Source organism: Rarobacter faecitabidus (assembly GCF_006716265.1).
Classification (GTDB): Bacteria; Actinomycetota; Actinomycetes; order Actinomycetales; family Cellulomonadaceae; genus Rarobacter; species Rarobacter faecitabidus.
In genome coordinates this window covers 267,737-281,704 of sequence record NZ_VFOS01000001.1, presented here as the reverse complement: position 1 = coordinate 281,704, position 13,968 = coordinate 267,737, and the positions used below count along the sequence as shown (strand labels likewise).

Here is a 13,968-nt window from a genome sequence, read left to right as displayed (position 1 = left end):
TGCGGCGAGTGGAACGGCGGTCGCGGTGATGGCGTCCGGTGTCGAGTGGATCGGCAAGTGGCGGTCGGCGTCCGGTATTGCCAGGTCCCGGACGCCGCGCGGCTACTTGACGACTCGCAGTTTTGTCGTCTTCAACAGCTGCGAGTAGGTTTTGCTCTCGGTCATAGCCACCTTGAGCCTGGTCGTCTTCTTCAGTCCCTTGGTGGCCGATTTCTTGATCGTCACGGTCACGACCGATCGCGTGCCGCTCTTCTTGAGCTTCCCGGACGCGACGGTGCGCTTCCCGGCCTTCAGGACGACCTTGCCCGTAGGCGCCACACCTGCGACACCCGCGACGATGACCTTCACCTTCGCGGCCTTGCCGCGCTTGATCTTCCCGCCCGCCTTCTTGGGGCTGACGATCTTGACGGCCTTCAATGTGGGCTTGGCCTTCGTCACGGTGAGAATGGACGAGGCCTGCGCCGCTTTGAACGACGTCCCCGAGGGGGTGAAGGCGATCCGGAACGAGTGCCGGCCAACGGCGAGCGCCGCGGGCAGGACCACAGTGGCGCGCCCCGCTGCCAGTTTGGCCGAGGCCAGCTTGCGCGAGCCTTCGAATACCGCGATGTCACCCGCGGGGATTGCGCCAGTCGCCTGGGCCGTCACCACCAACCTGGCGGATTGGCCGAATGCGGCAGCGATGGTCGCGGGTGCGACCAGGGTCACCGCAGTTGGCTGCGGGCCCGGCTCCCCCGGCTTGGTCGCGACGGTGAAGTGAATCGAGTAGGTGGCCGTCGTACCGTCGGCGGCGGTCACGACGACCTCAGCCGTGCCGGGAAGCCCGGCCGCCTGCGATACCGAGACGCTCGCCCCGGGGTGCGCCGCCGAGGCGGACACCTGCGGAACGCTGGCGGACCCAACCGGTAGCTCCACCTGGTAGTCCTTGACCGCTGCGGTGAATCCCGGCACCGCGACACCGTCGTATGCCAACGAGGAGAGGGACGCGTCGCTGGATGGTGCCGCGACGGGTGGCAGCACGGTCTGACCGACCACGGAGACGTCGATGCTCGCGGGCAGCGATCCCGCGTTCACGGCCGTGCCGCTCAGTTTCGCGGTCGAACCGTCGATGTCGAGGTCGAACGGCAAGCCGTGCACCTTCAGCCCGGTCAGACCGCCCGTGGTGCCTGGCAAGCGAAGGATGGCCGGGTCTCCGACATCCATGCGATAGCCATTGGCGATCCACACGTTGTCGATGAAGTGGATGTTGCCGAAGATAGACGGGGCAACCGATCCGCCCCAGATCGAACCGTCGCCATTCACACCATAGGTCTCCGCGAAGACACCCGAGCGGATGATGTCGCGGTTCATGATGTGCAGCACCTGCTCGGCTTCCGTCGCCATGCCCTGACCCAGCAGGCCATAGGTGACGAACTGAATGTCGGGCGCCTTGATGTCTTTGTTGCCCGGGCCGGTCAGCCCAGCGAGACCCTTGGAGACATTGAAGTTGTTGTTGAACAGCGTCTTCAGCTTGTCCATCTGGGTCGCCCCGAGGCCCGGCGTATGCAGTCCGGTGAGAACGTATTGGATAGGCTCCGTCACGTTCCCGTGGATCGGCCAGCCCTGGGTATTCGCGATCCAGGTCTTGTACAACGGCGATCCGCTCGGCGGGAAGAACAGGGAGGCGTACGTGCTGGTCAGGGTGGTCGCTGTCTGCTCCCACCGCTGCGCATCGCTCTCGTGGCCGAGCTGGCGCGAGATCTTTGCTGCGTATCCGAGGTCTACGATCATCGACACGTAGAACTCGGCGTCGCGCTCAGCCTTGCCACCCGAAGTGTAACTCCACTGCATGTTCTCGTCACGCGACGCCCAGTCGAGGTACTGGACCATGCGGTCATAGACGGACGCGAGCTGGGTCTGGTCGCCCGTCACCTCGTAGAGGATCCACGCGGTCTGCGCCTTACGGCTGGGCAGCGTCTCGTGACTCGTCCCGGGTTCCGGCACGGCGTGCTTCAGGTTGCCCTTGAACGCGCTCCAGGCTATCTGGGGCCGGATGTATGACATGAACTGGATGCCGAACAGCGAATCCCACTCCGCCGACGCCTCGGCTCCGCGCGGGCCTGACGCGTAGGTCGATGGCTTACCCGTGGCGATCTGCCAGAAGCCATCCCCGGGCTCCTGCGTCTCCGGCGTTGGCGCCATTATGTTCGTCTCTAGCCCGATCCACGCCGTGTAGTAGGCCCGCTTGACGTCCGCGGATGAAAGTCCCTTGGCGTCGATCCCGCTGAGCTCGAAGTCCTGCGGGGCAGGCACCTGCGCGAGGAAGTCGTTGTAGTGCTGCCGCCAGCCCGTGCGGGCCTGTTCGAGGGCGGTCACGGTTGCGGCGTTGCCCGCGTGTGCGGCGCTGGCCGCAGCGGCTCGGGTGGCCTCGGTGGACGAGTTGCTCGCCATCAATTCGTAGCCGAAACCTATGGCGAGGTCGCTTGCAGGATCGAGCGTGGCCGCCCAGTAGCCGCCACCGGGGCGAGGATTGGCTCCCCCGTTCTTACCCTTGCGGGCCGATCCCTCGGACGTGAAGAAGTACAGGTCGGTGCCCGCCGGGAGCTTCACGGACCATGCGTTCGAACCGAAGTCCTTCGACGTGATCACGCTCAACGTACCGGTGGCCTTGTCGTAACTCGCCTCTCCCTGGTAACGGCCGAGGACCGCGAGGTAGCCGTTCGAGAAGGTGGGACGGAGAACTCGTCCAAAAGCATCCATGCCAACGGTCGTGTCGAAGCCCGCGATCGAGTCGCCCTCGGCCCACTGCGCGGTGTAGTCGATGGCCTCAGGCCGCCAGGTGCTGGTGTATGAACTCGCCGCGTCGAGCCACTGCGGCGTACCGGAGAAGTGCAGGTTGGTGAAGAGGGTGGACGAGCCCACCGCTCCGTTGTGGTAAATCCGCACCTGGAAGGTCTTGGTGCCGCTCCAGCCCGTCGCGGACGCCACATCGAGGGTTACGGTGCGCGCGTCGGTCAGGTCGGATGACGCGACCTTCTTCTTCTCGTACCCGCCCTCGACGATGGCAGCGTTCCACGACCCGGACGTCGCGCCCACGGTGATGGACATAGTCTGGAAGCGATCCAGGTCGACGGTCACCGAACGCTCGATCGCGCCCCACTCGCTGCTGGCTCCCGCGCCGCGCGTCACGCGCCCGCCGCTGGAGTCGGCCGAATAGGTCATGCCGTTGCCCTGGTTGTTGTTCGCGCTCCAGAGCGACTGCGTCGTGGCGTTCATGGGATCGGAGAAGCCCACGGTGGGTTCGACCGGTTCGCCACCGTCGTCACCAGTGCCCCAGAACTGGAGATAGTCGAACGTGGCCGTCCGCGCGTTGACCCCGTCGCTGCGCGTCACGAAGAGGCGGACCTGGAAGGTCTGGACGCCCGTGAGCGATGAGGTCGAGTCGATCTCCGAGAGGTCATAGTCGAAGGTTCCGGCCTGGTTCGTGTCGGATTGAACGGTGCGGTCACCGCTGCCGTCCGGCCAGATCTTGAGCGCCCAGTAGCTCACGCCACCGCCGCCCAGTTCGGGTACGGACACGGTGAGCATCGGGTACTCCGTGAGGTTGACCGTGATTTTCTTCGAATAGACGTTTCCGTATTCGCTGCCAGCGGCCGTGGTCGCCTTCAGGCCCTTGTTGGCGCCGTCCAGATTGACGATCTGCGAGGTCACGTTCTCGTTTTGCCAGTTGTTGGTGGCCAGGTCGTTGAAGTCCTCGCGGAATCCGACCTCGGTTGCCGTCGAGCCACCGGCCGACTGCGGCGCTCGGTCCTGCGCGCGGAAGATCTTGAGCTGCGGCTCCTGGTAGCTCTCGCCGCCCCATCCGAAGTATTCGGTCTTCAGCGGGATCGTCGGTGCCAGTTCGGCGGGGTTGCCCGGGTTCAGCGTGATGCGCGAGCCCGGAGACGATATCCAGCGCTGCTGATGCGCGGAAGAATCGGCCAGGTCGTCGGTAGTGACAGCAGCCGCCTGCGGCTCGGCACTCGGTGCCGCATGTACCGCTGGGGTCAGCGCCATCGTCAAGGCGAGTGGAACTGCGGCCACGATGGCCGAGAGACGTAACTTCATCGTGACTCCTCTTGCATTGACCACGTCGGCGTGATCAAACCGGTTTGAGCCTAGTGGGTTGCGGCCGCACCCTCAAGAGGGAAGAACGTTCGCCTGCGCCGATCGGCCGGGAAGATCGGCCTCAAGCGAAGCGTTTCGGCCCGTGGCGACTATTTGTAACGATTCAATAACAAAGGTGGTTAATCGGATCATCGCGCTGTTGCGCCGAGGACGCGCGCCAGTTCAGCTCGCCACGACTCTTCCCAGCCGCCGCCCGGTCGCTGCCCGAACAGCGCGTCTCGGGCTACCGTTCGAGCCGCCTCGCGATGATCGGCACCGAGGGCGTCCCCTATAGCGGCTGGCAGATCGGCGAGGTCGCCCCGCACCCGGTAGAGGGCCGGAAGCACGACTTCGTCGACCGAAGGTAGCGGGTCTGCCTCGCTCAGGCCCTCCGGCTTCACCACGATGATCGGGCGTCCCGTGACCAGGAAGTCCGCGATGACGCTCGACGGATCAGTGACGAGGAGGTCGGCCTGGCTCGCCACCGTCGCGAAGGTCGCGCCGGTCGCCTCGATGCCCCACGCGTGACCAGTCCCAGTGCGCCGGGTGTCTTCTCGCAGCAGTTTCCTGATGCGCCCGATCTCGCGCCGCCCCGAACGAGTGCGACCAGACATGGGATGCGGGCGGAAGACAACCCGCGCACCCCCCGCTATCAGGGCTTCGACGATGCCGTAGCCGATCCCGAGGGAACTGAGACGGGTGAGTGAGTTGTAGCCGTTCCAGGTGGGCGCATAGAGCGCGGTCGGGCGACCGCTGTCCGCCGGCCGAGTCATTGTCAGTTCGGCGAGCTGCGGCCGCGAGATGATGCGAAACTTCGATGGTTCGATCGCCACTCCACGTTCGGCATAGCGCTCGATCGAATGCTGCCCCGCGACCCAGATCTCGTCGAACATTGCATGCCCTGGATGTGAGGAGAGCGGCTTGTCCGAGTCACCATGGCCCAGATACACGTGTCGCGGCCCACGCCAAGCCACCATGTCGAGATTGCGCGGAAGTGTGTTGACGTAGAACACCGCGCGCAGAGACGGAGCGAGCGCAATCTCAAGATCCTCGGCGCGCGGGAGGAGGAGAACCGGCCACGGCGAGCCAGGTGCGAGTTCGCGCAACGCCGACCGGTCGCGGACGATGACGATTCCGCGTGCGCCTGATTCCACCAGGAGTTCCTGCCACATCGCTATCTGGTAGCGGTTGTGGCTGATGCGGGAGGTATAAATCGCAAACTGCGGGCCGAGCGCCGCGATGCGCTCGGCGTAGGATGCCGTTTGACCGCGGCTGCGTACGATGGCGCGGTATGCGGTATACGCGGTCCCAGCCAGGATGAGTCCTCCGACAGTCGCCACGATTGCTGCCGCAAACGGCCGCCCGGACCACGCGACGAGAGCGGTAACTGGAGCAGTGACGGCCCGGGCCCACGCGACGAGCACCGCGCGCCCGCGCCCGACCGCGACGGGGGGAATCCCCGGGATTCCGTTCGCGGCGACAAGTGGCACGCTGGCCACACGCTCTGCGACTGGCCGAATGAGCAGGGTGAGCGCGGCTATTACGGCCGCGATCGCGACCCACCACGGTCGGGTGGATCCGGACCCCAGCCCGGCCACGGCCAGGGCGGCCAGCGCGGCCGCCCCGAGGTCACCGGCGTGCCTGTTCACCAATCGCCACAGTCGCGCCACGACACATCAAACCGTCAGGCGTTGCCGTCGAACAGCGACGTGACAGAGCCATCGTCGAAGACCTCGCGGATCGCCCGAGCGATGACCGGCGCGATGGACAGGACGGTCAGGCGCTCGAAGCGCTTCTCGGCCGAAATTGGGAGCGTGTCGGTCACGATGACCTCCCGGGCGCCCGATTCCTGCAGCCGCTGGGCTGCGGGGTGCGACAGGACTCCGTGCGTGGCGGCGACGATGACGTCCTTCGCGCCGGCCTCCAGCACCACGCGCACTGCCTCGGCTATCGTGCCCCCCGTGTCGATCAGGTCGTCGACGAGAACAGCCGTGCGGCCGGCGACATCGCCGACCACGCGGTTGGCCACAGCCTGGTTGGGACGAGTGATGTCGCGGGTCTTGTGCACGAATGCGAGCGGGCCACCGCCCAGTTTCGCCGCCCACTGCTCCGCGACGCGGATGCGGCCGGCATCCGGCGAGACGACCGTGACGTTCGTGACGTCCACTCGCGTCTTCACGTAGTCGGTGAGGAGCGGCATCGCCCACAGGTGGTCAACGGGCCCGTCGAAGAAGCCCTGGATCTGCGCAGTGTGCAGGTCAACGGACATGATGCGATGCGCGCCCGCGGTCTTGAACAGGTCCGCGATCAGTCGGGCCGAGATCGGCTCGCGGCCGCGGTGCTTCTTGTCCTGCCGCGCGTAGCCGTAGAACGGGATCACCACGGTGATGGTCTTTGCGGACGCGCGCTTGAGCGCGTCAACCATCAACAGGTGCTCCATGATCCACTGGTTGATGGGGCTCGTGTGGGACTGCAGCACGAACACGTCCGAGCCGCGCACCGACTCGCCGACTCGGGTGTAGATCTCGCCGTTGGCGAAGTCGTAAGCGTTGACGGGAGCGAGCTCCACGCCCATTTCCTCGGCGACGCGCTGGGCAAGCTCAGGGTGCGCTCGTCCCGAGACGAGCATCATCCTCTTTGTTCCGCCGTTCTCGGAGAACAGTCCCGTCATTGACCCGCGCCGCCTTCATTGTTGGAGTTGTCGCCTTCGACGCCGCCCACCGGCGTGCCGAAGGGCGGAGTTTGGATGCGATAGCCGAAGCCCGCGCCATCGACAGGGGTGGCCGGTGGCGCCTGTGAGCCGCGCTGCTGGGCGCGGGCTTGCTCCTCGCGCGCCTGGCGGCTGAGTCCGCCGCCGTCGGTACCCTGACCGCCGCGCGCCTTGCGAGCGATGTCAGCCGCAGCGGTGCCGGGCCGGCGGCGCTCGACCCAGCCATCGATGTTGCGTTGCCGTCCGGCGGATACCGCGAGCGCTCCGGCGGGGACCTCGTACCGCACGACCGTGCCGCCTGCGGTATACGCGCCGTCGCCGATCGTGACCGGCGCGATGAAGATGTTGTTGGCGCCGGTTCGGGCACCATCGCCGACGGTGGTGTGGTGCTTGTTCACGCCGTCGTAGTTGACGAAGATCGTGCCGGCACCGATGTTGGTGCCCTCGCCGATGGTCGCGTCGCCCACGTAGGACAGGTGCGGAACCTTGGTTCCCTTGCCGATCTTCCCGTTCTTGACCTCGACGAACGTGCCGATCTTCCCCGCCTCGCCGAGCTCGGTGCCGGGCCGGAGGTAGGCGAACGGGCCCACGGTGGCACCCGCTCCGATCACGGCGAGCGATCCGTGCGTGCGGATGATCGTCGCGTTCTCCCCCACCTCGACATCCGTCAGCGTGGTGTCGGGGCCGATCGTCGCGCCCTTGGCGACGGACGTCGCACCGTGAAGCTGCACCCCGGGCAGGAGGGTGACGTCCTGGGCGAGGTCCACGTCCACGTCGATCCACGTCGTGGCTGGATCGACGACGGTCACGCCGCGCTGCATCCAGTCGTTGAGGACGCGACGGTTGAGCTCCGCGCCGAGAATCGCGAGCTGCGCTCGGTCGTTCACGCCTTCGACGACCATCGGATCATCGGACTTCACGGCGCGTACCGGCAGGCCCTGCTGGTGCGCAATGGCGACAACGTCGGTCAGGTAGATCTCGCCCTGCACGTTGTGCGTGGTGACCTGCCCCAGCGCGGCTCGCAGCAGGGCGGCGTCGAAGACGTAAACAGATGAGTTGATCTCCGCGATGAGGCGCTGCTGATCGCTCGCGTCGCGCTCCTCGACGATGCCCGTGACCTGGCCCGTCTCCGGGTCGCGCAGGATGCGCCCGTATCCGGCGGGGTTCGCGACCTCCGTCGTCAAGATGGTCACCGCGTTCGCGTCCGCGGCGTGCGCCGAGACGAGTTCGCCGAGCGTGTCCGCGTCCAGGAGCGGGACGTCGCCCGCGATGACGACCACCGCCCCGTCGATGTAGGCGTCGCTCACGGTGCCTTCGCTGTCGATCGGCGCGCCGTGCTGTCCCGCGAGACGTGCCTGCACCGACGCGTCGAGCGTGCTCAGGCCGCACTGGACGGCGCGTCCCGTACCGGGGACATCGTCCTGGTCGGCGATCAGCACATCGGGGTTGATCTCCACGGCGTGCTCGGCCACCTGATCGCGCTGGTGCCGCACGACCACGGCAATGCGCTGCGGATCGAGTCCCTGCGCAGCGTGGATGGCGTGACCCAGGAGGGAGCGGCCCCCGATACGGTGCAGAACCTTGGGAGTGTCGGAAACCATGCGGGTCCCGGCACCTGCGGCGAGGACGATGACAGCTGCTGGGGCGGCGTACGCCACGGAGAAACTCCTGTCCGTATCTGAGCCACCCGACCGGCGTGGCGTTCGCACATAACTCTACCGCGATCGATGGCCGCGACCGCGCCTGTCGACGTCTGTGGAAAACTCAGCTCCGCCCCCAGGGCTCGAACCTGGACTATGGGCACCAAAAACCCGTGTGCTGCCAATTACACCAAGGCGGAACGGCGCCCGCAGAATCTCAGTGAGCGGGTGCGCCTCGACTATTGTGCCAAAGATTCAGGCAAGATGGAGACATGGCCTCTGAACTCAAGCGGACGCGCATGTCCGCGCAGGAGCGTCGGGAGCAGTTGCTCGACGTCTCGCGCCGGCTCTTCGCCGCGAAGGGGTTCGAGGGCACCTCGGTCGAGGAGATCGCCGCGCAGTCCGGCGTTTCGAAGCCCATCGTGTACGAGCACTTCGGTGGCAAAGAGGGCATGTACGCCGTCGTGGTGGACCGCGAGACGCGCGCGCTCACGGACGCCCTTTCCGGGGCGCTGGCCAAGGGCGGTCACCCGAAACTGCTGGTCGAGCGCACGGCGCTCGCCCTGCTCGGCTACATCGAGGAGAACGAGGACGGCTTCCGCATCCTCGTGCGCGACTCCCCCGTTGCTCAGGCGACCGGCACGTTCTCGAGCCTGATCGGGGACGTCGCAACGCAGGTCGAGCACATGCTCGCCGATCAGTTCCGCAGGCGGCGGCTCGACGCCGAGGCGGCACCGATCTACGCGCAGATGCTCGTCGGCATGGTCGCGCTGACCGGACAGTACTGGCTCGACGCCCGCGAACTCGACAAGTCCGTGGTGGCGGCCCACCTGGTCAACCTCGCCTGGTTCGGGCTGTCGGAACTCCGGCGCGATCCGCACATCGCATCCGCGGGCGCTTCACCCGCCTAGCGCAGTGACGGCCATCGATGTGCCGCCGACGGCCCGGCACTCGACCACCGATGGCCCGTCGCCGACCAAGCCGGTTCGCGCCATGATCGTGCTGTTCGAGGTGTGAAATACCAGTTAGCGAACTGCACTATCGTTGCGCGAACCACGCGCAGTGACCGCGCCGCGAGTGCGAGTCGCGGGCCATCTCGCTTTGGGACGCCGCCCAGCCCGGCGGCGAAGCCATCAAGAATCTTGACGTCAAGGTATCGTCTAGGGATGACCGATCGCGACGAGGTGGACCAGATAGTCGGGGCGTGGCACCGCGTGCGGCCGGACCTCGATCTGGCGCCCCTCGAGGTCATGTCGCGTATCACCCGCATCGCTCGCCTCCTCGACAAGGCGCGGCGACGCTCCTTCGAGCGTCACGGCCTCGAGACCTGGGAATTCGACGTCCTCGCCGCGCTACGCCGCGAGGGTGACCCGTACTCCCTCTCGCCCGGAGCGCTGGTCGCGCAAACCCTTGTCACCTCGGGCACGATGACCAACCGCGTGGATCGCCTGGTCGCGCGCGGACTCGTCACGCGCGAGCCAGACCCCACGGATCGGCGCGGGGTCGTCGTGAGTGCAACCGTGCGCGGGCTAGACCAGGTGGACGCCGCCATGACCGACCTCATCGAGGTCGAACGCGCCCTCCTCGGCGCCCTGACGACGGCGGATCAGGCTCGCCTCACGCAAACGCTGCGTGCGTTGCTGAGCTCGCTTCACGAGCCTCGTCCGGAGTGACCGTCACCGCCGTGCGGGCGCCGCTCACGGTGCCCGAGGCGAGCCATGCCGCGCAGATCTCCGCCGCGTGGTCGGCGTCGCGAGCGAGTGCGGCAACGGACGGACCCGACCCGCTGACGATGACGCCCAGCGCCCCCTGACCAGTTGCGAGGTCCATCACCTGGGCGAGGCGCGGAATGAACTGCAGCGCCACGGGCTGCAGATCGTTGTGGAGTTCGGCGCCGATGGCCAGGAGGTCACCCGCCGCCAGCGCGGCGAGCAGCGCTGACTCAGCATCCTGGTTCAGTGCCCTCGGCGACAACGCATCGTAGGCGCGATACGCGCCGGCGGTCGAGATGCCCTCGTCCTGGAAAGCCAGCGCGAAGTGCAGTGGAACGGCGCTCGGCACCGGCTGCACGCTGTCACCTCGGCCTGTACCGAGCGCAACGCCGCCGAGCACGGCGAACGGCACGTCGGCCCCGAGCGGACGCGCGATAGCGGCGAGTTGACGCGGGTGCAGGCCGATCTCCCAGAGCTCGTTCAGCGCAAGCAAAGCGCCGGCCGCGTCCGCCGAACCGCCGCCCATACCGCCCGCAACCGGCACGCCCTTGACGATCTCGATGGCGACATCGGGGCGGCGCCCGACGCGCTCAGCGAGTAGCTTGGCGGCGCGGGTAGCCAGGTTGGACTCGTCCAACGGGACGAGACCGGCCGGGTCGTTCGCCACCCGGAGGGTGAACTCGCTTGCTGGCGTCACGCTGATCGTCTCGCGCAGGTCGAGCGACGCGAACACGGTGCGCAGGGGGTGGTAGCCGTGCTCGTCCACCGGACCGCTGCGGAGCGAAAGATTGATCTTGCCGAATGTGGTGACAGAAATCGTCATGGCTCAGGTAACTCCTCGTACTGCTAATTCCGCGCCGGAGCGAGCAAGCTCGGACGCGATGCGCGCGTAGTCCTCGACATCCAACTGCTCGCCGCGCGCGCGAGGGTCGACTTCCGCGACGCCCAGCGCATCGTCGAGCATAGCGGAGTTGTCCACGAGGACACTAAGTGCTTTGCGCACAGTCTTGCGTCGCTGCGCGAACGCTGCGTCCACCACGGCGAACACCTGTCCGCGCGTCGCCTCGGTCTGTACCGGATCGCCCTTGTCTATCCGGACGAGCGCGGAGTCGACGTTGGGAACCGGCCAGAACACCGCCCGGCCGATGGTGCCGGCGCGGCGAACCGTGCCGTACCAGCGCGCCTTAACCGAGGGCACGCCGTACGTCCTGGAGCCCGGGGGTGCGGCGAGCCGGTCGGCCACCTCGGCCTGCACCATCACGAGTACCGACTGCAGCGATGGGACGCTGGCCAGCAGATGCAGGATGATCGGCACCGCCACGTTGTAGGGCAGGTTGGCGACGAGCGCGGTCGGCTCGCCCACATCCGTGACCCTCATCGCGTCATCGTTGATGACGACGAGACGATCGCGCGCCTCCGGCGCGAATGCGTCCACGGTCGCCGGAAGTTGCTCGGCTAGGCGTGGATCGATCTCCACGGCGGTGACGTGCGCGCCGGCTTCGAGCAGTCCCAGGGTGAGCGAGCCGAGTCCCGGTCCCACCTCGATCACCCGGTCGCCGGGCTGAACCTGAGCGGCGCGCACGATCTTGCGCACCGTTCCGGCATCGTGAACGAAGTTCTGTCCCCACACCTTGGTCGGGGTCACTCCGGCGGTCGCGGCAAGGTCGCGAATTTGTGCTGGACCTAGTAGTTGCATCAGTAGAAGTTGCGGGCTTTGAAGAAGGACCAGGCGCCGCATGGCGTCTTGTACCGGCCCTTGATGTAGCCCAGGCCCCACTTGATCTGCGTCTCCGCGGATGTGCGCCAGTCGGAGCCGGCGCTACCCATCTTCGAACCGGGGAGCGCCTGCGGGATGCCGTACGCGCCGGATCCCTTGTTGTGCGCGGTGACCCGCCAGCCCGATTCGCGCTGCCACAGCGCATCGAGGCAGGCGAATTCGTCCTCGTCCCAGCCGCGATCCAGCACCATCTCCTTGGCGATGGCGCGCGCGCTTCCCGGGGTGATCGGTGAGGACGTGGGCACGTCGATGTCGGACGCGGCCGACTTGGAGCCGACGCGGACGATCTTGTTGACGGGCGCCTTGGTGACGGCGGAGGCGATCTGCTGACGCGAGATTTCCTCGCCGGCCACGGTTACCACCGAATACGTGGTGGTGCGCGTTCCCTTCTCGCCCTTGGTCTCGACGACCTTCTCGCCCTTTTCCAGGCTCGGGTCGTCCTTGGTCGTCGTCTTGAAATCGACGTCCTCGACAACGGTGGTGGACGAGGTGGCCGCCTCCGCGACGGTGACCGCGGCACCCTCGGCGAGCGCGGTGTCCAGACCGGGGATCACGGCGTCGGAATCACCGAGCGTAACCTCGAGATCGCGGAGCAGTGAGCGAACTGTGGTCGCCTGCGTGGCGACTTGCTTGGCGGCACCGTCGATGGTGACCGTGACGTTGATGAGCGGACCGCGCACGGGGTCCTCGGACCGGCTAGCCGCACCGCCGCGGAGCATCAGGTCGGATTCGTCCTGGGGGGTGCGGACGGTGACTTGATCGCCGTCGGAAATCTTCTCGTCCGCCGATGGTGCGACGATCTCGGAATCGGCGGGGGTGATACCCGCGGCCGCGAGTGCGTCGCCGACCGTCGAGCCGAACGTGGTCACAGTGACCATGGCTCCGTTGTGGTCGACGGTGATGCGCTTGTGGCTCGCCGCGAATCCCACGGTGCCAGCGGCGAGCACCGCGACAACGGTGCTACGCGCCACCCATTGGGTGACCTGACGGCGGAGGGGGCTTCGGACTGACACGCAAATAAACCTTAAGGTCGGCAGACAACTCGTCCAACGATAACGAATTAACCACGCTCTGGCGAGTGTCCTACGTCACAGGCCGGGCCACGGGCCGTACAATTCCTCGCTGTTTGCCGAGATCACGTCACAGAAAGCGGCGAGATCCTGCCCGCGAATTTCGGCCATCGCGCGGGCCGTGACGGCCGCCAGGTAGGGGGCATTGGGGCGTCCTCGCAGCGGGTGCGGGGTGAGGAACGGCGCGTCGGTCTCCACGAGGAGTTGCGCGGCGGGGGTGACGCGCAACGCCTCGCGCAGAGCGTCGTTCGCCTTGTAGGTGACGGGCCCGGCGAACGAGAGGTACCAGCCCTGCTGCACGCAGTATTCCGCGAACGACCGGTCCCCGGAGAAGCAGTGGAACACGGTCCGATCGGGTGCGCCGTCCTTGCGCAGGACCTCGACGACATCGGCGTGCGCGTCCCGATCGTGGATCTGTATGGGCAAACCGAGTTCCTTGGCGAGCGCGATGTGCTCGCGAAACGACTCAATCTGCGACGTCAGCCCGAGTTCGCCGGTGCGGAACCTGTCGAGGCCCGTTTCGCCGATGACGCGAATGGCATCGCAGCCGCGCGCCAGGTCCGCGATCTCGGCGATCGCATCGCGCAGGGCTATCCGGTGATGCGCCTGCGGGCGAGGCTCAAGACCGTCGGGCCCGACCTCACGCACGCCCGCGTGCAGCACGGCCTCGTTGGGGTGGATCGCGATGCCGCCAAGAATGGGATACTGCCCGCACCACTTGACCGTGGTGCGGGCGGCGGGCAGGTCGCATCCGATCTGCACGATCCGGTCCACGCCCACCGATGCCGCGGCCTCCAGGTGCTCGGCGATCGTCGGCACAGGCACGCCGGGCTCGAGGATGTCGTCGACGAAATCGAGATGGGTGTGGTTATCGACGATCCTGCCCGGCAGCGGCTCCGGCGGCGCGGGCCACGAGCGGTCGCGGTTTCCCACTTGC

General features: G+C 67.0%; 10 protein-coding genes and 1 tRNA gene. 2 read left to right on the top strand and 9 right to left on the bottom strand.

Translation table 11 applies throughout. The features are described from left to right. Window positions 1–102 precede the first annotated feature (102 nt). From FB461_RS01375 to FB461_RS01355, 5 genes are all read right to left on the bottom strand, one after another. Window positions 103–4,083, bottom strand: a complete 3,981-nt coding sequence (locus FB461_RS01375; protein WP_142118248.1) for an alpha-L-rhamnosidase-related protein — start codon at window positions 4,081–4,083, stop codon at window positions 103–105. Between the two features lie 188 nt (window positions 4,084–4,271). Beyond that, the gene (locus FB461_RS01370) at window positions 4,272–5,771 is read right to left on the bottom strand and encodes a CDP-glycerol glycerophosphotransferase family protein (RefSeq protein ID WP_142118245.1); all 1,500 of its coding nucleotides are present in this window, start codon (window positions 5,769–5,771) and stop codon (window positions 4,272–4,274) included. 35 nt (window positions 5,772–5,806) lie between these two features. Next, a complete protein-coding gene (locus tag FB461_RS01365) occupies window positions 5,807–6,793 on the bottom strand; it encodes a ribose-phosphate diphosphokinase (protein ID WP_142118243.1) in 987 nt (328 codons plus the stop codon). Continuing rightward, the gene (gene glmU / locus FB461_RS01360; RefSeq protein ID WP_142118241.1) at window positions 6,790–8,490 is read right to left on the bottom strand and encodes a bifunctional UDP-N-acetylglucosamine diphosphorylase/glucosamine-1-phosphate N-acetyltransferase GlmU; all 1,701 of its coding nucleotides are present in this window, start codon (window positions 8,488–8,490) and stop codon (window positions 6,790–6,792) included. Before glmU ends, FB461_RS01365 begins: the two co-directional genes overlap by 4 nt. A gap of 110 nt (window positions 8,491–8,600) precedes the next feature. Continuing rightward, window positions 8,601–8,672 (bottom strand) — tRNA-Gln (locus tag FB461_RS01355). A 72-nt stretch (window positions 8,673–8,744) separates the two neighbouring features. Between FB461_RS01355 and FB461_RS01350 the strand changes: the two genes are divergently transcribed. Beyond that, window positions 8,745–9,383 (top strand): TetR/AcrR family transcriptional regulator, encoded by a 639-nt coding sequence (locus tag FB461_RS01350; RefSeq protein WP_425466867.1) that lies wholly within the window; start codon window positions 8,745–8,747, stop codon window positions 9,381–9,383. A gap of 255 nt (window positions 9,384–9,638) precedes the next feature. Continuing rightward, entirely contained in the window at window positions 9,639–10,145 is a 507-nt protein-coding gene (locus tag FB461_RS01345; protein WP_142118239.1) for a MarR family winged helix-turn-helix transcriptional regulator, read from the top strand. Here FB461_RS01345 and FB461_RS01340 read toward each other — a convergent pair. The 4 genes from FB461_RS01340 to FB461_RS01325 all read right to left on the bottom strand — a co-directional run bounded on the left by FB461_RS01340 (window position 10,090) and on the right by FB461_RS01325 (window position 13,964). Further along, window positions 10,090–11,007 (bottom strand): 4-(cytidine 5'-diphospho)-2-C-methyl-D-erythritol kinase, encoded by a 918-nt coding sequence (locus FB461_RS01340; RefSeq protein WP_142118237.1) that lies wholly within the window; start codon window positions 11,005–11,007, stop codon window positions 10,090–10,092. The genes FB461_RS01345 and FB461_RS01340 overlap by 56 nt on opposite strands. A 3-nt stretch (window positions 11,008–11,010) precedes the next feature. Next, complete coding sequence (rsmA, locus tag FB461_RS01335; RefSeq protein ID WP_211349818.1) at window positions 11,011–11,880, bottom strand: 16S rRNA (adenine(1518)-N(6)/adenine(1519)-N(6))-dimethyltransferase RsmA; 870 nt, start codon at window positions 11,878–11,880, stop codon at window positions 11,011–11,013. Then, on the bottom strand, window positions 11,880–12,974 hold the full coding sequence (locus FB461_RS01330; protein ID WP_142118232.1) for a resuscitation-promoting factor: 1,095 nt from the start codon (window positions 12,972–12,974) through the stop codon (window positions 11,880–11,882). The genes rsmA and FB461_RS01330 overlap by 1 nt, the downstream gene beginning before the upstream one ends. Before the next feature lie 75 nt (window positions 12,975–13,049). Next, window positions 13,050–13,964 carry a TatD family hydrolase gene (locus tag FB461_RS01325; protein WP_142118229.1) on the bottom strand — a complete coding sequence of 305 codons (915 nt, stop codon included), beginning with the start codon at window positions 13,962–13,964 and terminating at the stop codon, window positions 13,050–13,052. Between the last annotated feature and the right edge of the window lie 4 nt (window positions 13,965–13,968).

Bases quoted from the DNA above. Each gene is read 5' to 3' on its own strand.
- rsmA (WP_211349818.1), bottom strand. From the start codon at position 11,880: ATGCAACTACTAGGTCCAGCACAAATTCGCGACCTTGCCGCGACCGCC.
- FB461_RS01375 (WP_142118248.1), bottom strand. From the start codon at position 4,083: ATGAAGTTACGTCTCTCGGCCATCGTGGCCGCAGTTCCACTCGCCTTG.
- FB461_RS01340 (WP_142118237.1), bottom strand. From the start codon at position 11,007: ATGACGATTTCTGTCACCACATTCGGCAAGATCAATCTTTCGCTCCGC.
- FB461_RS01345 (WP_142118239.1), top strand. From the start codon at position 9,639: ATGACCGATCGCGACGAGGTGGACCAGATAGTCGGGGCGTGGCACCGC.
- FB461_RS01365 (WP_142118243.1), bottom strand. From the start codon at position 6,793: ATGACGGGACTGTTCTCCGAGAACGGCGGAACAAAGAGGATGATGCTC.
- FB461_RS01350 (WP_425466867.1), top strand. From the start codon at position 8,745: ATGGCCTCTGAACTCAAGCGGACGCGCATGTCCGCGCAGGAGCGTCGG.